The 19,043-nt window shown below is 37.6% G+C and carries 12 protein-coding genes and 1 other annotated feature; of the genes, 10 read left to right on the top strand and 2 right to left on the bottom strand.

Annotation, left to right across the window (positions count from 1 at the left end; all coding sequences use genetic code 11):
• Positions 1-67: 67 nt before the first annotated feature.
• Positions 68-4,621, top strand: a complete 4,554-nt coding sequence (gene gltB, locus F9U64_RS04285) for a glutamate synthase large subunit (protein ID WP_153401778.1) — start codon at positions 68-70, stop codon at positions 4,619-4,621.
• Positions 4,622-4,638: 17 nt separating this feature from the next.
• Positions 4,639-6,135 carry a glutamate synthase subunit beta gene (locus F9U64_RS04290; protein ID WP_153401779.1) on the top strand — a complete coding sequence of 499 codons (1,497 nt, stop codon included), beginning with the start codon at positions 4,639-4,641 and terminating at the stop codon, positions 6,133-6,135.
• 92 nt (positions 6,136-6,227) lie between these two features.
• Here the strand turns inward: F9U64_RS04290 and F9U64_RS04295 are convergent, their stop codons facing one another.
• Both F9U64_RS04295 and F9U64_RS04300 read right to left on the bottom strand, forming a co-directional pair.
• Complete coding sequence (locus F9U64_RS04295) at positions 6,228-7,130, bottom strand: macrolide 2'-phosphotransferase (RefSeq protein WP_407647288.1); 903 nt, start codon at positions 7,128-7,130, stop codon at positions 6,228-6,230.
• 297 nt (positions 7,131-7,427) lie between these two features.
• Positions 7,428-8,171, bottom strand: coding sequence for a CBS domain-containing protein (locus F9U64_RS04300; protein ID WP_228275581.1), 744 nt, complete (start codon positions 8,169-8,171; stop codon positions 7,428-7,430).
• A gap of 187 nt (positions 8,172-8,358) precedes the next feature.
• On the opposite strand from F9U64_RS04300, the gene F9U64_RS04305 reads away from it, so the two are divergent.
• From F9U64_RS04305 to F9U64_RS22810, 8 genes are all read left to right on the top strand, one after another.
• Entirely contained in the window at positions 8,359-9,432 is a 1,074-nt protein-coding gene (locus F9U64_RS04305; protein WP_153401780.1) for a branched-chain amino acid aminotransferase, read from the top strand.
• A 45-nt stretch (positions 9,433-9,477) separates the two neighbouring features.
• Positions 9,478-9,695 (top strand) — a binding site (T-box leader).
• A 193-nt stretch (positions 9,696-9,888) separates the two neighbouring features.
• On the top strand, positions 9,889-11,016 hold the full coding sequence (gene proB / locus F9U64_RS04310; protein ID WP_153401781.1) for a glutamate 5-kinase: 1,128 nt from the start codon (positions 9,889-9,891) through the stop codon (positions 11,014-11,016).
• Entirely contained in the window at positions 11,009-12,253 is a 1,245-nt protein-coding gene (locus tag F9U64_RS04315; RefSeq protein WP_153401782.1) for a glutamate-5-semialdehyde dehydrogenase, read from the top strand. The genes proB and F9U64_RS04315 overlap by 8 nt, the downstream gene beginning before the upstream one ends.
• A 76-nt stretch (positions 12,254-12,329) precedes the next feature.
• Positions 12,330-13,253 carry a manganese-dependent inorganic pyrophosphatase gene (locus F9U64_RS04320; RefSeq protein ID WP_153401783.1) on the top strand — a complete coding sequence of 308 codons (924 nt, stop codon included), beginning with the start codon at positions 12,330-12,332 and terminating at the stop codon, positions 13,251-13,253.
• A gap of 222 nt (positions 13,254-13,475) precedes the next feature.
• Entirely contained in the window at positions 13,476-15,485 is a 2,010-nt protein-coding gene (locus tag F9U64_RS04325) for a beta-galactosidase (protein ID WP_153401784.1), read from the top strand.
• Between the two features lie 131 nt (positions 15,486-15,616).
• Positions 15,617-16,876, top strand: a complete 1,260-nt coding sequence (gene ilvA / locus F9U64_RS04330) for a threonine ammonia-lyase IlvA (RefSeq protein ID WP_153401785.1) — start codon at positions 15,617-15,619, stop codon at positions 16,874-16,876.
• A gap of 122 nt (positions 16,877-16,998) precedes the next feature.
• On the top strand, positions 16,999-17,973 hold the full coding sequence (locus tag F9U64_RS04335; protein ID WP_153401786.1) for an AraC family transcriptional regulator: 975 nt from the start codon (positions 16,999-17,001) through the stop codon (positions 17,971-17,973).
• Between the two features lie 534 nt (positions 17,974-18,507).
• A partial coding sequence (locus tag F9U64_RS22810; RefSeq protein WP_266095240.1) for an FGGY family carbohydrate kinase occupies positions 18,508-19,043 on the top strand: 536 nt, incomplete at its 3' end.

The raw sequence follows: 19,043 nt of genomic DNA on the forward strand, positions 1-19,043 counted from the left end.
TCAATAAGAAAACTTACAATAGAATTACACACCTTAAATAGTATTGAACGAATGGGGGCGACAATATATGACATATAGAGATTTGCCCAATGCCCAAGGTTTATATGATCCGAGTTTTGAACATGATGCTTGCGGTATTGGCTTATATGCGCATATGAAAGGTAAACAGACACATGACATCGTTACAAAAGGATTAGACATGTTATGTAAATTAGAACATCGCGGCGGTCAGGGCAGTGACCCGCTCACAGGAGATGGATCTGGGTTAATGGTACAGATCCCTGATAAATATTTTAGAAGAGAATGTAAAGACTTTCAACTGCCAGCTGTCGGGGACTATGGCGTTGGGATGTTATTTTTATCACAAAATGAACAAGAACAAGAAAATGCGATCAACAAAATTAATCAATTAATCACTCAAGAAGGCCAACAGCTAATAGGATGGAGAGATGTTCCTGTTAACGCCGTGCCGATTGGTAAAGGGGCAATTGATACATTACCGAATATTCGCCAGGTATTTATCGCAAAATCAGATGATCTTAAAGATGATTTAGCGTTTGAACGTAAGTTATATGTGATTCGCAAACAGGCGGAAAATTGGGCAAAAGAACAAGGCATTCGTTTTTACTTCCCAAGTTTCTCTAGCCGTACCATTGTATATAAAGGCCTGTTAACATCAGACCAGGTATATAAATTCTATCTAGATTTGCAAGATGAAGATTTTGTTTCTGCTTTTTCTTTAGTACACTCACGTTTCAGTACAAATACCTTCCCATCATGGGAAAGAGCACACCCTAACCGTTATTTAATTCATAATGGAGAGATTAATACAATCCTAGGAAATATCAACTGGATGCGAGCGAGAGAGAAGCAATTTGTTTCCGACGCATTTGGGGAGGATCTAGAAAAGATTTTACCAATCATAAATGGCGGTGGAAGTGACTCTGCCACATTGGATAATGCTTTGGAATTCTTTACACTTGCAGGCAGAAAACCAGCACATGCGGCAATGATGCTAATTCCGGAACCATGGGAGAAAAACCCGCACATGGATGCAAAGAAACGCGCTTTCTATCAATATCATAGTATGATGATGGAACCGTGGGATGGACCAACATCGATTACTTTTACAAATGGTAAGCAAATTGGTGCGATTTTAGATCGTAACGGTTTACGTCCAGCCCGTTATTATGTGACAAAAGATGATTATATTATTTACTCTTCTGAAGTTGGTGTAATAGATTACGAGGAAGAAAATGTTTTATTAAAAGAACGTTTGAGTCCTGGGAAAATGTTATTAATCGATATTGAAGAAGGACGTATTATTTCAGATAAAGAAATTAAAGAAGAGATTGCGAGTGCGGAGCCATATGAAGAATGGCTTGACGAACAAATTGTTCCTCTTGATCTTGAGGCGGAAGAGGATGATTATATTGATGCACAATTATTGCAAAAGCAAAAAGCCTTTGGATATACAACAGAAGATATTGAAAAATATCTAGTGCCATTAGTAAAAGGCGGCAAAGATCCAATCGGAGCAATGGGAACAGACACTCCGCTTGCTGTATTATCGGAACGCCCGCAAAGCTTATTTAACTATTTCAAGCAATTATTTGCACAAGTAACCAATCCACCGATTGATGCCTATCGTGAGCAGATTGTGACATCAATGCTAACATGGCTGGGTGGCGAAGGAGATTTGCTGCATCCGGAAAAGACGAAAGCAATTCGGATTCGTTTGGATTCTCCAATTCTATCAAACACTCAAATCGATCGATTAGTTGGCAATAAAGTAGAAGGTGCTCATACTGCTGTAATTGATACGGTTTATACAGGAAATATGCAAGAAGCATTAGATAATGTGTTCCGTCAAGCGAAAAATGCGATTGAAGATGGCTCTAATATTATTGTGCTTTCAGATAAAGCAATGGATCCAAATCACCCTGCTATTCCTGCATTGCTGGCAGTTAGTGGACTGCATCAATATTTAATCCGTGAAGGGATCCGGACAAAAGCAAGTATTATCGCACAATCCGGAGAAGCGAGAGAGGTTCATCACTTCGCTGCACTGCTAGGCTATGGTGTTGACGCAGTACATCCATACCTTGTTTATCAGACGCTTTATACGCAAATTTTAGCAAATGAACTCGATATGAATTTGGCACAAGCACAAGTTCGCTATATTGAGATCGTTACAGAAGGTATTATCAAAGTAATGTCTAAAATAGGGATTTCTACAGTACAAAGTTACCGTGGGGCACAAATTTTTGAAGCAGTCGGCATCAGCAAAAAAGTAATTGAAGAGTACTTTACAGGAACAGCTTCTCAAATTGACGGGATCGATCTGAGTGTAATCCAGGAAGAAACAGAGAAACGTCATCGTGATGGCTATAAAGAAGCGATTGAAATGTCACTTGAGTCAGGAAGTGATTTCCAATGGCGTAAAACGGGAGAATATCATGCGTTTAACCCGACAACGATTCATACATTACAGTGGGCATGTCGTCGTGGAGATTATGACTTGTTCAAAAAGTTCTCTCAAGCAGCTGATGAAGAACGAATTGGCTTTTTACGCAATCTGTTTGACTTTAAACAAGAGAAATCCATTCCAATTGAGGAAGTAGAATCAGTAGAATCGATTGTAAAAAGATTTAAAACAGGGGCAATGTCTTACGGTTCCATCAGCCAGGAAGCCCATGAAGCATTAGCGATTGCAATGAACCGTTTAGGTGGTAAAAGTAACAGCGGGGAAGGCGGGGAAGACCCTGCACGCTTTGAAGTGGATGAGAATGGTGACTTACGATCAAGTGCTATCAAACAAGTGGCATCAGGGCGTTTTGGAGCGAAAAGTCATTATTTAGTGAATGCGAAAGAATTGCAGATCAAAATGGCGCAAGGTGCGAAACCTGGTGAAGGCGGCCAGTTACCAGCAACCAAAGTTTATCCATGGGTAGCAGATGTGCGTGGTTCGACTCCAGGTGTAGATTTAATTTCACCACCACCACACCATGATATTTATTCAATTGAGGATTTAGCACAATTAATTCATGATTTAAAAAATGCCAATCGTGAGGCAAGGGTCAGTGTAAAACTGGTAGCTAAATCAGGTGTTGGTACAATTGCAGCAGGTGTAGCAAAAGGAAATGCTGATGTTATTTCCGTAGTAGGTTATGATGGCGGAACTGGTGCCAGTCCTAAAACAAGTATTAAACATGCAGGTCTGCCTTGGGAATTAGGCTTGGCAGAAGCACACCAGACATTAATGTTAAATGGACTGAGAGACCGTGTGATTTTGGAAACGGATGGGAAATTACTGACAGGTAAAGATGTGGTTATGGCAGCATTACTAGGCGCCGAAGAATATGGATTTGCCACAGCTCCACTAGTTGTTATCGGCTGTGTAATGATGCGGGTTTGTCATATCGATACATGTCCAGTAGGTGTAGCAACTCAAAACCCTGAATTACGCAAAAAGTTTACAGGAAATCCTGACCATGTTGTCAATTATATGAAATTCCTGGCACAGGAAGTTCGAGAAATTATGGCAAAATTAGGATTTAGAACAATCGATGAAATGGTTGGCCGTACAGATGTTTTAGAAGTAACTGGTCGAGCAAAAGCACACTGGAAAGCAAAACATTTAGATTTATCCACATTGCTTTACCAAGTGGATGGGGAGAGAATCAATCGTACAAGTCAGGATCATAAAATTGAGGAATCACTTGATTTAACAGCAATCCTGCCAGATGCAGCAAAAGCAATTGAAACAGGAGAGCGTGTGGAAGCTTCTTACAAAATCAAGAATACGAATCGTGTAGCAGGTACGATCGTAGGTAGTGAGATTTCGAAAAAGTATGGTGAAGAGGGTCTGCCTGAAGATACGATCACATTGAATTTCACTGGTTCAGCAGGACAAAGTTTTGGTGCCTTTATTCCAAAAGGGATGAAAATGACTGTAACTGGTGATGCGAATGATTATGTCGGAAAAGGTTTATCAGGTGGTAAGATCATCGTTCGTGCTTCTGAGAAATCAACCATTGATGCAGGTAACAATGTTATTGCAGGAAATGTTTCTTTTTATGGGGCAACAAGTGGTGAAGCATATATTAACGGATATGCTGGCGAACGATTTGCTGTCCGCAACTCTGGAGCGAGAATCGTGACAGAAGGTGTCGGGGACCATGGTTGTGAGTATATGACAGGCGGTCGTGTTGTCATCTTAGGTAATGTCGGCAAAAACTTTGCTGCAGGGATGTCAGGCGGTGTTGCATATGTAAAACCAGATGAGGTCGAGAAATTCAAGTCACTGACTAATCAAGAACTGGTTCAATTTGAGTCATTAACAGATGCGGAAGAAATAGCCGAAGTGAAAGCATTGATTACTAAGCATTTTGAATATACAAATAGTAATAAGGCAGCAATCACTTTGCAAAATTGGGATAATGAAGTGAAAAAATTCGTTAAAGTTATACCAACTGATTACAAACTAATGCTTGAGCAGATCAAATGGTTTGAAAGTCAAGGTTTATCGACTGATGAGGCACGCTATGAAGCATTTAATGCAAAAAAAGATAACAAAATGACTGTGTCTTTAAATAATGAAGAGGTAGTGACAAAGTAGAAAGGAGACAGATGTAAATGGGGAAAGCAACTGGATTTATGGAATATGAAAGACAAACCTCCAATGAACGTCAGCCTTTGGAGAGAATCAATGATTGGAAGGAATATTCTGCTCCTTTCTCTGATAAAGTAGCGACAACTCAAGGGGCACGTTGTATGGATTGTGGTACACCATTCTGTCATATTGGAATGGATATTGATGGGGCGACTTCAGGTTGCCCTGTCTACAACCTGATTCCTGAATGGAATGATTTAGTTTACCGTGGAAAATGGAAAGAAGCTTTAGCGAGATTAATGAAGACAAACAACTTTCCTGAATTTACCGGTCGTGTTTGTCCAGCGCCATGTGAAGGATCATGTACTGTTGCGATTAATGACCCTGCCGTAACTATAAAAAATATCGAACAGAAGATTATTGATAAAGGATTTGAAAATGGCTGGATTACACCAAGAATTCCACAACGCCGCACAGGGAAAAAAGTAGCCATCATTGGTTCAGGGCCAGCTGGATTAGCTGCAGCAGACCAGTTAAACCAAGCAGGACACTCTGTAACAGTATTTGAAAGAGCTGATCGTGCCGGCGGTCTGTTAACATACGGTATTCCGAATATGAAATTAGACAAAGATGTAGTGGAGCGACGTGTGAATTTATTGAGACAAGAGGGAGTAGACTTTATCCTGAACACAGAAGTTGGTAAAGACATTTCTGCTGAAGAGATAAAAGCTGATTATGATTCTGTGATTCTTTGTACAGGTGCCCAAAAACATCGTGACTTACCGCTAGAAGGCAGAGATGCTGAAGGTGTACGTTTTGCAATGGATTACTTAACCATTGCTACAAAGTCTATTCTTGATGAAAGTGTCCAAGTGGAAGAAGAATTAAATGCAGAAGGTAAAGATGTTATTGTCATTGGTGGAGGGGATACAGGAGCTGATTGTATTGCCACTGCACTAAGACAAGGAGCGAAAAGCATTGTTCAATTTGGTAAGCACCCGCAATTACCGATCAAACGGTCTGGTGATAACTTGTGGCCAGCTTTTCCAAATGTTTTCAGCCTTGAATATGCGCATAAAGAAGCGAAAGAAAAATTTGGCGAAGATATTAGAGAATACAGCATTCAAACGAAAAAATTCGTCACGGATGAAAAAGGCAAATTAAAAGAGCTCCATACTGTACAAATGAAGAAAACTCGTGATGAAAACGGAATGTTTGTGTTTGAGGAGATCCCTGGAACAGAAAAAGTATGGCCAGCACAGCTTGTTCTTATCGCAATCGGGTTCGAAGGTGCTGAACAACCAGTACTTCAAGCATTTAGTGTAAAAACACAAAGAAATCGTGTAAATGCAAAATACGGTGATTTCCAGACAAATGTGGAACATGTATTTGCTGCTGGAGATGCACGTCGTGGTCAGAGTTTAATTGTCTGGGCGATTAATGAGGGCAGAGAAGTAGCGTATCAAGTTGATCAGTATTTAATGGGGGAAACTGCTTTGCCGTCTGTTGTTAATATGTAAATTTCCTGTACTTCTAAACAGTTTTTATGAGGGATAAGCGCAAAAAAATCAGTGTCCAGTATTACTGTTGGACACTGTTTTGTGCTTTTTTATTAACTATTCACACCTAAAGAATGCTTAGCATATTCCTCATACTCTTTTATCCCTGATTTTATTGCGAATTCCGCAATACTGACGGGATAAGCTGCTGTCAGCTCCATTATATGTTCCTTCATAGAAGGCCAAACATAAGCTCCGGTTAAACGATAATACTCTATTAATTTCTCGAGTACTTTTTCACCGAATGTTAAATATATTGCTGCAAAATCATGGGAAGGATCATCAACACGGGCTTCTGTCCAGTCAATTATACCAGTTACACGAGCATCCTCACTGATTAAAATATGTCCTGGGTGAAAGTCGCCGTGAATGAGAACAGTTTGTTCTGGCCAAATAGTATCATTGGCTAACCATTTTTGCCAGCGTTCCCAAAGAGTATCGCTTACCCCATAAACTGATTTTACTTTTTCCATTCTTCGCTTCATTAAAAGTTTAAGTTCTTCTGGTTTTATCACCGTTAAACCAGCTCTTTTGGCATCGTTCTGCTCAATATTGTGGAGTTCTGCTAAAGCTTCTCCCAGTGATTTAAGGTAAAGTGAAGGCACATTCTTTTCGTCAATTTTCCATACATACTCTTTCGCTTCAGAATCAATCATCCCAGTTGGAACTCCATTTAGTAATTTATAGGCAATCATTTCTTTAGAGAAAATATCCCAATCTGGTGTTTGAATCGATAATCTTGTTCCCACAGTATCAAGGATTTTTTTTTCTGTTTGAGCTGTCGGGATAACATCGAGTCTTCTCGGTAGTCGTAAAACCCATTGCTGCCCATCGCTATCTTTTGCAAAGATTACACGAAAGTCGAGACCTGAATCATTTATACTAAAGGATTCTCTGTTCAAAATTATATTATGTTGTTTAGCTATTTCCAATACCCTGGTATTCGTTAGTGGCAGTGTTACTTGCTCTTTTTGGCTATGTTGGTATGTTGCGCCGTTCTCGCTATTTATATCTTTATGCATGGTAATACCTCGTTTCATTTGATTTTCACCTCATAAAAGAAGGTACACCAAATAAACTCAACCAATATTTGTAATATAAACTTGGTTAAAATTAATGCACCTTCAAATTAACGCAAACGAATATAATGGATAACCATCCTAAACAACGCTCCTTTTACTAAAAAATGGTGTTACCATTCTAATTTTACCATCTAATGTCTTATATATCCATCGAATTTGAAAGGAACTTGATCATGTGTGATTTAAAATAGGATAAGTTCGCAATTTTAATCGGATTAAGTCCCATGAAGAAATGATACCGAGTGGTAAATCGCTATCTTCACCAGTTTCTGTAATGATAATTGCTTCTAATTTTTTGCCTTGTTCCATAAAAAAATGAAAGATTGCTTGTGCGTCGTAAATAGTTGCTTTCTCTTGAATAAAAGCAATGCTGGATTCTGTTTCAAAAGGTAATATATCTGCAACAATATGACTGGAGAGACTTGCATGCATATCTAGTTTGGATGCAAACCATTTAACAATCGCTCCTTCAGTCAACAGGCCGATACACTTGTGTTCACGATAAATGGGAAATTGGGAATAACCTTTTGTTTGAATGACTGATAGAACTTTTGTCATTACTGTTTCAACATCAAAAAATTCGACAGGTTTGGAAGCGAAATCAATGGCAAAGGGTGTTTTAGCTAAAGTTTTTGCAATATTTTCTAATTCTTCGACTACTTCTTGATGAGGTTCAGCGATATAAAAATCCTGCCTGATTTTTCGATGCACCATTGCATTACGGAGCTTATTGCATTGTTTAAGTAATTCGTAATGGACCTCTATAATTTTGTGGTGAGGTTTAGCCTTTTCTAAAACTTCGGTAAAAGAAACATGATTATTTACTTCACGCGCATATTGACATAATTGATCATGAATTTGATTAAATGCTGCTTCAAATCTTTCTGAAAGCTGATTGGTTATTTTCTTTTCCATATTTCCACCTTTTTCTGATAAATTAGGATAAAATTAACTGCTATTAGGCAATAATCAGCAAATTACCGATAATTGTTTGAAAATTTTAATATTTTATAGTTGTATTTTAGTTTGTTTTAGTAATAAAATATATGTTAGGTATTTCGTAATAAAGAGAATTACATATTGTTATTAAGGAGTCTTTGTAATGTCAGAATATACAATCACCGTAGTAAAAAATGAAAATCCAAAACCTAAGCCAGCATCTGATCAGTTGAAATTCGGTAAATACTTTACTGATCATATGTTTATTTATGATTATAGTGAAGCAAAGGGATGGCATAACCCGAGAATTGTACCATATCAGCCAATCGTTCTTGATCCGGCAGCAATGATCTTCCATTATGGTCAAACTGTTTTTGAAGGTCTAAAGGCATATCGTACAAAAGAAGGCCATATTCAATTATTCAGACCAGACAAAAACATGGAACGCTTAAATCTTTCTAATGACAGGCTCTGCATTCCGGCAATTGATGAAGAGTTTGCCATCAATGCGGTTAAGCATCTTGTTCATGTTGACAGTGAATGGGTACCTGACGCTGAGGGTACTTCTTTATACATTCGACCATTTATTATTGCAACAGAACCTTATCTTGGTGTAAATCCTTCAAGTATGTACCAGTTTATTGTTATATTGTCCCCAGTCGGCGCATATTATGAATCTGGTATCAATCCTGTTAAGATTGCTGTAGAGAATGAATATGTACGTGCAGTTAAAGGTGGTACGGGTGAAGCGAAAACGGCAGGTAACTATGCGTCAAGCTTAAAGGCACAAGAAATTGTATCAAAAGAAGGATACGCTCAAGTATTGTGGCTTGATGGTTTAGAGAAGAAATACATTGAAGAAGTGGGAAGTATGAATGTTTTCTTTAAGATTAAGGGAGAAATTATTACACCTGAGTTAAATGGAAGTATTCTTAACGGGGTTACCAGAAACTCTGTTATTGAATTGTTAAGACACTGGGATCTTCCAGTTACAGAGCGCCGCATTACAATGGAAGAGCTTGACGAAGCATATCGGAATGGAGAATTAGAAGAAGCATTTGGTTCCGGTACAGCTGCGGTCATCTCTCCAATCGGTGAGTTAGCTTGGGGAGATAAAAAACTAATCATCACTGAAGGACAGACTGGTGAAGTCTCCAAGCGTTTATATGATACATTAACAGGTATCCAATTTGGTTCAGTAGAAGATCCTTTTGGCTGGACTGTTAAAGTAAAATAATGATTGAGAAATTTTAATAAATCTTCTATAATGGTGATAGAATAATGAAATGTAAAGATTAGAACCAGTAGTTAGCTAAATGGCAGCAGAGAACAGAATTCCCGGCTGAAAAATTCTGTAAGCCCGCTTTACTAATGAACCTATTCTATGAACAGTTAAGTATAACACTTAAACGTTACTCTGCGTTAAAGAGTTAAGTGGACAATATAATAGATATTGTCAATAAAAGGTGGTACCGCGGAATGACTCTTTTCGTCCTTAATTTTAAGGCGAAAGAGTCTTTTTCTTTAGTTTTTTTTAGACATTAAGAAAATATAAACTTACTGCAAGGAAGTTTAAGGCCACCGTAGAAGAAATTTTGAAGTTCTATGTATAAGAAAAACTAACACATTCGCCAAAAGAAGAGCGAATGCGATTTTTTAAAAATCTTACTTGTTAGATAAAGGCGTGAGTATAATGGCAAAACAACGTATTGTTGTCAAAATAGGCAGTAGTTCCTTAACAAACAAAAATGGCGGCTTAAGCATTGAGAAAATTGAGGAACATACTGCGGCTATTGCACAATTGAAAAAAAATAATTATGAAGTTATTCTCATTTCTTCTGGTGCGGTATCGGCTGGATTCAGTGATTTAGGTTATCCAGCCAAACCTGTAACAGTGGCAGGCAAACAGGCAGCAGCAGCAGTTGGCCAAGGGATGCTGATTCAGGCATATACAGAAGCTTTTAGAAAGTATGATATGACGATCGCCCAGCTTTTGCTTACAAGAGATAACTTTAGCAATGAAAAACAATATGGCAATGTATACTCCACATTAACGGAACTGTTAAAACGAGATATACTGCCAATCATTAATGAAAATGATACTGTATCGATTGAAGAGTTGACTTTCGGGGACAATGATATGCTGTCAGCACTTGTGAGTGGTTTGGTTCATGCAGACTTTCTTGCTATGCTGACAGATATCAATGGTTTGTATGATAAAAACCCCAAAACAGACCCTGACGCCAAAAAATATAATCATTTGACAGCAATTACTGAACAAATTCTGCAACAAACGAAACATGAATCAGGTTCCAAATTTGGAACAGGTGGAATGAAATCGAAAATATTAGCTGCTAAAACCGCACTGTCTTTAGGTGTCCGTGTATTTGTCGGAACAGGCAAGGGTGAGGATAAACTGATGCAGATTATTGCTAATAATGGGGATGGCACCTATATTGGTGAACACTTGACAAGCAATTACAGGAAACAAAAACAATGGATCGCCTTTCATTCCGAAATTGCTGGCAAAATTTATGTGGATAAAGGTGCTAGCGAAGCAGTTATCCACCAGGGGAAAAGCCTGCTTCCAGCTGGAATCAAGTGGATAGAAGGATCATTTGAAGCAGGAGCAGTTGTAGAGATTATGTTTGGTGACCAAGTGATTGCTAAAGGGCAAGTCAATTATTCATCAGATGAAATGATCTTAGCAAAAGGAGAACCAAGTCAAATCGCAATGGAATTAACGATGGGTGCTAAACCTGAAGTCATCCATCGCGATAAATTAGTATTAACAATGAAGGAGGCATATCATTATGAGTGATTTATTACAAAAAGCCCAACTTGTTAAAGCAACAACAACAGATTTAGCAACAAAGACAACAGAACAGAAAAATGAAGCATTAAAATTACTGTCAGCAGCTTTAAAAGAACAAACAGATTTTATCATCACAGAAAATAATAAGGATATTGAAAAAGGACGTGCAAATGGTTTGCATGAGTCATTGATCGACCGCTTAGTCCTTAATGAACAGCGAATTAACGATATGGCTGATGCATTATTACAGCTAACAGAACTTGCTGACCCTATTGGAGATATTTTAGAAGAATGGTCACGTCCAAATGGGCTGCAAATTCAGAAAACAAGGGTTCCAATCGGAGTAGTAGGAATGATTTATGAAGCACGACCTAATGTGACGATCGATGCTGCAAGTCTTTGTTTAAAAACAGGCACTGCGGTATTACTAAGAGGAAGCTCATCGGCAATTTTTTCCAACACAGCATTAGTAAAAGTAATCCATGATGCACTCAAACAGTCTGACTTGCCGAATGATGCGGTTCAACTGATTGAAGATACGAGCAGAGAGACAGCTTCAGAAATGTTTAAATTAAATCAATATCTTGATGTACTCATTCCTCGCGGCGGAAAGAAACTGATCGATACAGTTGTTGCTAACGCTTCTGTTCCTGTATTAGAAACAGGTGCTGGAAATTGCCATTTATTTATTGATGAAACAGCCAAAAAAGACATGGCAATCGCAATAGCAATTAATGCAAAAACTCAACGCCCATCTGTTTGTAATAGCATTGAAACTATATTAGTAGAAAAAAACTGGGCAGAAACGCATTTAACTGATCTAATTACAGCATTACAAGACGCAGATGTAGAAATTCACGGAGATGCTTATACGGTTTCAAAAGGAGCTAATGTCATCGAAGCAACAGAAGAAGATTATGAAACAGAGTACCTGGATAAAATTGTTGCTGTTAAAACCGTTAATACTGTACAAGAATCAATTGACCATATTAATCATTATGGCACAAACCATTCGGAAGCCATTATTTCAGAGGATGAAGCAAATGTTGTTACATTTATGAATGGAGTTGATGCGGCTGCTGTTTATCATAATGCGTCGACAAGGTTTACAGATGGATTTGAATTCGGTTTTGGGGCAGAAATTGGTATAAGTACACAAAAACTTCATGCAAGAGGACCAATGGGATTAGAAGCTTTAACGTCTACTAAATACTTGTTACATGGTAATGGTCAAATTAAGTAAACTATTTTTCTTTTAAATCAATTCCTGTATAATTGGGAATGGATATAAATACTTGGTAAATAAAGGAGTAATGAAAATGGCACAAACTTTAATTTTCGGGCACAAAAATCCCGATACTGACACAATCTGCTCAGCCGTTGCTTATGCAGAGTTAAAACAAGCATTAGGAGAAGATGCGGAAGCAGTTAGATTGGGTGAAGTGAATAATGAGACACAATATGCATTGGATCATTTTAATGTTTCTGCCCCAAGGATGGTGGAAAATGTTTCGGATGAAGTTGATCAGGTTATTTTAGTTGACCATAATGAGCGTCAGCAAAGTGCTGAGGACATTGATCGAGTTCAAGTATTAGAAGTAATCGATCATCATCGTATTGCAAATTTTGAAACAAAAGATCCATTATATTATCGTGCAGAACCAGTAGGTTGTACTGCAACAATATTAAAAAAGATCTATAAAGAGAAAAATATAACAATCAAAAAAGAAACAGCAGGACTAATGTTATCAGCTATTATTTCTGATTCATTATTATTCAAGTCGCCGACATGTACAGAGGAAGATATCCAAGCAGCAAAAGAACTGGCTGAGATTGCCGGAGTGGACGCTGAACAATACGGACTTGAAATGCTAAAAGCCGGGGCTGATCTGAGTGAGAAGTCACCAAGTGAGTTAATCTCTATTGATGCAAAAGAATTTGATATGAACGGCAACAAAGTCGAAATCGCGCAAGTAAACACAGTGGATGTAGAGGAAGTGTTAGCACTTCGTTCTGAAATTGAACCGGTTATCGAGAAGACAGTGGCAGAGAAAGGTCTTAAACTCTTTGTATTTGTCATTACAGATATTCTAAATAATGACTCTGTTGTGTTAGCAGTCGGAGAAGCGGAAGAAAAGGTTGCAGCAGCCTTTAATGTAACATTAGTTAATAAAACGGCAAAGCTTGAAGGTGTCGTATCTCGTAAAAAACAAGTTGTTCCAAACCTGCAAAACGTATTTTAATAGAAAAAGAAGAACACTATCGCTCAGGTGAATAGTGTTCTTCTTATATTCACTTGAAATCAAAGAGGTTAAGACTTAACAACACTGCTCGACAAAAAAGGCGATAATACGATACGTATTTAATAAGATTTTTTTTGGCAAACAGTTGAAAATGTTAGCGCATTCATTTAGTATATAAGTAAAATAAATAAGTAAAATTTTACTCGAGAGTGAGGGATACAGATGGTAAAGTCAATACAAGAAGTAATGCCACATATAGCGTTTGGTGGGGATTACAACCCGGAGCAGTGGTCAGAAGAAGTATGGTTGCAGGATGCTAAGTTAATGCGGGAAGCTGGGGTAAATCTTGTATCTGTCGCAATTTTCAGTTGGTCAGTTATCGAACGAGAGGAAGGAAAATTTGATTTTACATGGTTAGATAAAGTACTGGAAATATTACATAAACATGGCATTAGTGTGGCTTTGGCAACTGCTTCTGCTTCACCGCCAGCATGGCTGTCAAAGAAATACCCCGAAGTATTAGCTGTGAAAGAAAACGGAGTCTGTTATCAAGTTGGATCAAGACAGCATTATTCTCCTAACAGTAAGCGTTTTCTTGAAGCGGTAAGCACGCTGGTGACGGAAATAGCAACAAGATATAAAAATCATCCTGCTGTTAAATTGTGGCATATTAATAATGAATATGGTTGTCATTTAGCCGAATGCTATAGCCAAGAGAGCTTAGACACCTTCCGCTCATGGTTGAAAACAAAGTATCAAACAATAGAAAGATTAAACCAAAAGTGGGGAACCGCATTCTGGAGTCAGCGTTATAATGAATGGGATGAGATTCAGTTTCCGGCCAATTTGCCGACATTCTATAATCCAAGCCAAATGCTGGATTATAAACGGTTTATGAATGATAGTATACTGAAATTATATTTGCTTGAAAAAGATATTTTGCGTGAAATCACGCCAGATATTCCGGTTTTTACGAACTTTATGTATGAATTTAAGCCACTCAATTATTTTGAATGGGCAAAGGAGCTTGATTTGGTCACATGGGATTCCTATCCAGATCCCCGTGAAGGTATACCTTATAGCCATGCCATGCATCATGATTTAATGCGCAGTCTGAAAGGTGGCTCTCCATTTTACCTGATGGAGCAAGTAACCTCCCATGTTAATTGGCGAGATATTAATTTGACAAAAAAGCCTGGAGAAATGCGCCTATGGAGCTATTCCACGATTGCACGAGGTGGTGATGGTGTCATGTACTTCCAATGGAGACAGGGCCGAGCTGGAGCGGAAAAATTCCATGGTGCAATGGTGCCACATTCGAATGATCCAAACAGCCGTGCCTACAAGGAAGTAAAACAATTAGGGAATGAGCTGAAAAAATTGGACAAAATAGTAGGTGCCAAAACGAATGCAAAAGCAGCTATCATCTTTGACTGGGAAAATTGGTGGGCTGTCGAACTGGAAGGAAAACCACATAATAAACTGTCATACTTGGATCAGGTGTATCAATATTATGAAGTATTTTATAAGCAGAATATCGCGGTGGATTTTGTCAGACCGGACAGTTCACTTGAAAAATATGATATGGTAGTCGCCCCAATGCTTTATATGCTAAATGAATCTGCATCAAGCCATTTAAAAAATTATACAGCGGGTGGCGGGACATTAATTGTAAGTTTCTTTAGTGGAATTGCAGATGAACAGGATCATATACATTTAGGCGGCTATCCAGCACCACTCCGCAAATTGTTAGGTCTTACTGTGGAAGAATTTGCTCCAATGGCTGAAAATGAGACAAATGAAATCGTTGCAAATGGTCAGCGCATGAAGGTTGATTTATGGGCCGATATTATCACATTGGAAGGCGCAAAAGCCATTGCTCATTTTACACAAAACTGGTATAAAGGAAGGCCTGCTGTAACTTCCCATCGATATGGAAAAGGGTGTGCCTTATATATTGGCACAAATCCTTCAGCAAATTATTTGATGGAGCTGTTTTCCGGCTTATTCCATCAGTTAGATATTACAGCACCATTGCAGACTCCACAAAAGGTAGAAGTTGCTGAGCGAGTAAATGATAATGGACATTTCTTATTTATTTTGAATCATAATGAGGATCCTGTCACAATCACTTTAGATCAGGAAAAAGTATATGAAAATTGCTTAAATAATAAAGAAGTTAGAAAGGAAATCATATTGGAAGGCAGAGATGTGGCAATCCTTTCATATTAAACGGTTGAAATATATTTTATTTTTCGTAAGCTTATGTGTTCTTAAATAAATAAAGCAAGCAATAATTATTTTCTATTTGCTTGCTTTATGTTAGTATAAAGCTAACAATTGTAGTAGGAAGGGTTCGTATTATGAGTACAAAAGTAAATCCAATCCAAGTAAGAGATATTATTATTGCAAATCAAGTATTAAAAGACGTTGTTATTAAAACACCATTACAATTAGATCCAATTTTATCAGAAAAGTATCAGTGTAACGTTTATCTGAAAAGAGAAGACATGCAGGTTGTACGTTCATTTAAGATACGCGGGGCATATAACTTAATGCAAGGATTAACAAAAGAAGAATTAAAAAATGGAGTAGTATGTGCAAGTGCCGGTAATCATGCTCAAGGTGTAGCCTATTCCTGTAAGGCACTCGGCGTAAAAGGTGTTATTTTCATGCCAAGTACAACACCAAGACAAAAAGTGAACCGTGTTGAATTTTTCGGCGGCCCATTTGTGGAAATTCGTTTAATTGGCGACACTTTTGATGATTCTTTTGATAAAGCGATGGAATATTGTAATGAGCATAAAGCTTCTTTCATTCATCCATTCAATGATACAAGAACCATTACAGGTCAAGGAACAATTGGACTGGAGATTCTTGATAGCATGGAAGAGCCAATTTCCCATGTCTTTATGTCGATTGGTGGCGGTGGTCTAATCTCAGGAGTTGGTTCATACATAAACAGCATTAGCCCAGAGACAAAAATAATCGGAGTCGAGCCGGAAGGTGCTCCCTCTATGAAAGCAGCACTGGAAAAAGGCCAAGTGGTAAAATTAGACAAAATCGATAAATTCGTTGATGGAGCAAGTGTGAAACAAGTTGGAAATATCTCCTATGATATCGCAAAAGAATTTATTGATGACATCGTTGTAGTTCCAGAAGGGAAGCTCTGTACAACTTTACTAGAATTATATAATGAGAATGCAATTATAGCCGAACCTGCAGGTGCCATGCCGATTTCCGCACTGGATTTTTATAAAGAGCAGATTAAAGGCAAAAATATCGTTTGTGTTGTGAGTGGTGGAAATAATGATATGGACAGAATGCAGGAATTTAAAGAACGTTCATTAATATACGAAGGGTACAAGCATTATTTTATTGTGAACTTTCCACAACGCGCGGGTGCTTTACGGGAGTTTATGGATGAAGTTTTAGGAGAAAATGATGATATTACAAGATTCGAATATACAAAGAAGAATAATCGCGATAAAGGACCTGTCCTTGTCGGAGTCGAATTGCAAAATGCACAAGACTATCCTGCACTGATAGCAAGAATGGAGAAAAAAGGCTTTACGTATATTGAAATCAACAAAGACGAACAATTGTTCCATTTATTGATTTGACAAGGAAGCAGATCAGTCTGCTTCCTTATTTATAAAGAAATGAATGAGAATGGATGATGTATGGAAAGCTTGAAGAAAAGTGCATGATTAAATAGGCTTTTCATAGTAAAGGGATGATCGGGATGACAATTCATTTATTTGATAGGCTAATGAGAGAGACAGATGAGGAAAGAGCGATTCTGGCAGGAGATCAAGCGATTAATAAGACAATATATACTAATATGACCTCCGATTTTGTGATTCAAAGTGAAAAATTTCTTCAGGATGAATTAATTATGATCAGAAAGCATCCAAGATACATTGATTTCCCCAAACATTCCCATGATTATATTGAAATGAATTATGTTTATCATGGGGAATTTAATCAAAAGATTGCTGATCAGCCACTTTTACTAAAAAAAGGCGACATATTAATTCTGAATCAGTATATGGAACACGAGTTATTTGCTTGTAATAAAGAAGATATTATCATTAATTTTATTATCCACCCGGCGTTCTTCGATTATATTTTAGCCAATTTATCGACAGGATTTATCCAAAGTCAAATGCTTCAGTTCTTAATGAATAGCATGTTTTCCTATAACCGTGAAGGAGAATTTTTATATTTTCCTGTTGCAAGTTCCAAGCGCGTACAAGAGCTCATGGAACAATTATTAACAGAAATGATGAATCCCAGCATTTTATCAAAATCCAAGATAAAGTTTTTAATGGGATTATTAATTATAGAATTAATGGAGCAGCAAAACAAAAAACATACAGCCTCTAAACAATCGGAAAAAAACCATTTTTTAAAAACAGTATTTGAATATATAGAGGAGCACTATCAGGAGGCAAGCTTACAGAAACTTGCCGATCAACTGCATCAGCCAGCTTATTGGGTTAGTAAACAAATAAAAGCACTAACTCACCAGAATTTTAAAGACTTAGTTCAGGAAAAGCGATTACTGGCAGCGAGAAACCTGCTACTGTATACCAGCTTACCAATGCAAGCGATTGCAGAAGAAGTGGGTTATGAAAATATCAGCTATTTTTACCGGTTATTCAAACAAAAATATGGTCACACACCAAAAATGTACAAAAAGCAGTTAACGGAATAATGTGTTTTCCAATTCGATTAGTTTATTACGATGTGTGTGAAATCTTATTCGGAAAGTCATGCTAATTTCCCGTCAAGTTCTGTATAAAAAAGAATCAACTATCGGGAAAATCCCAATTTTTTTATGGGAATAATGGTCATAAACTTCAGCTGATCGAATTGGAAATGTTTCCTATTGGTCCCACACCTGGAATAAACGGAATGTTACAGAATTGATTCAGGAAGCTTCCTGCAATTAAATTAAATTTTCTTCCTGTGTTCCCAATCTATTAATATTACTCTTACTCCTTTATTTTATTCTCCGTCATAAAATCAGGTCAATGTTTTTGTTTCCAAGCCACAACTGGTACACATAAAAAAAAGAAATAAAATTTCCCCTTTTCTATTTCAGTCTTCTGGTTATTAATTATCATTATTTTCACAGAGTAAATAATTGCAAAAAAGGACAATAAAAAGTTAATTTTCGATATATTAATCACGAATGTAATTCTATATTATAAAGTTATAAATCGCTTACAAAAAAGGAGTGGTATATTTGCAAAAATGTCACTTAGCTGTAGATATTGGAGCATCAAGCGGACGTGTTATCGCAGGCTATTTAGACAATGGGAAACTGAGACTGGATGAAGTCCATCGATTTGAAAATAGGATGGAAAAAGTGAAAGAGCACCTCTGTTGGGATATTGACAAATTATTTGAAGAAGTAAAAACAGGGATTAAACAAAGCATCAAACATAGTTATCAGCCTGTCTCTATTGGTGTGGACACCTGGGCGGTCGATTTTGTTTTACTTAATGAACAAACACAAAGGATAACAGATCCAGTAGCCTATAGAGACCACCGAACAGACGGGGTAATGGAAGAAGTATTTGAGTTAGTTAATCAGAAGGAAATTTATCAGCAGACAGGTATTCAATTCCAGCCTTTTAATACGATTTACCAGTTATTTGCACTCAAAAAAACAGCCCCGGAAATTTTGGATCAGGCAGCGTATTTCTTAATGGTGCCAGATTATCTCCATTTTTTGCTGACGGGTACCATAACGAACGAATATACCAATGCAACAACAAC

The sequence above is a fragment of the Gracilibacillus oryzae genome, assembly GCF_009498735.1.
Taxonomy (GTDB): Bacteria; Bacillota; Bacilli; order Bacillales; family Amphibacillaceae; genus Gracilibacillus; species Gracilibacillus oryzae.

Coding starts and splice junctions, on each gene's coding strand:
- gltB (WP_153401778.1), top strand. CDS start 68: ATGACATATAGAGATTTGCCCAATGCCCAAGGTTTATATGATCCGAGT.
- F9U64_RS04290 (WP_153401779.1), top strand. CDS start 4,639: ATGGGGAAAGCAACTGGATTTATGGAATATGAAAGACAAACCTCCAAT.
- F9U64_RS04300 (WP_228275581.1), bottom strand. CDS start 8,171: ATGGAAAAGAAAATAACCAATCAGCTTTCAGAAAGATTTGAAGCAGCA.
- F9U64_RS04305 (WP_153401780.1), top strand. CDS start 8,359: ATGTCAGAATATACAATCACCGTAGTAAAAAATGAAAATCCAAAACCT.
- proB (WP_153401781.1), top strand. CDS start 9,889: ATGGCAAAACAACGTATTGTTGTCAAAATAGGCAGTAGTTCCTTAACA.
- F9U64_RS04315 (WP_153401782.1), top strand. CDS start 11,009: ATGAGTGATTTATTACAAAAAGCCCAACTTGTTAAAGCAACAACAACA.
- F9U64_RS04320 (WP_153401783.1), top strand. CDS start 12,330: ATGGCACAAACTTTAATTTTCGGGCACAAAAATCCCGATACTGACACA.
- F9U64_RS04325 (WP_153401784.1), top strand. CDS start 13,476: ATGGTAAAGTCAATACAAGAAGTAATGCCACATATAGCGTTTGGTGGG.
- ilvA (WP_153401785.1), top strand. CDS start 15,617: ATGAGTACAAAAGTAAATCCAATCCAAGTAAGAGATATTATTATTGCA.
- F9U64_RS04335 (WP_153401786.1), top strand. CDS start 16,999: ATGACAATTCATTTATTTGATAGGCTAATGAGAGAGACAGATGAGGAA.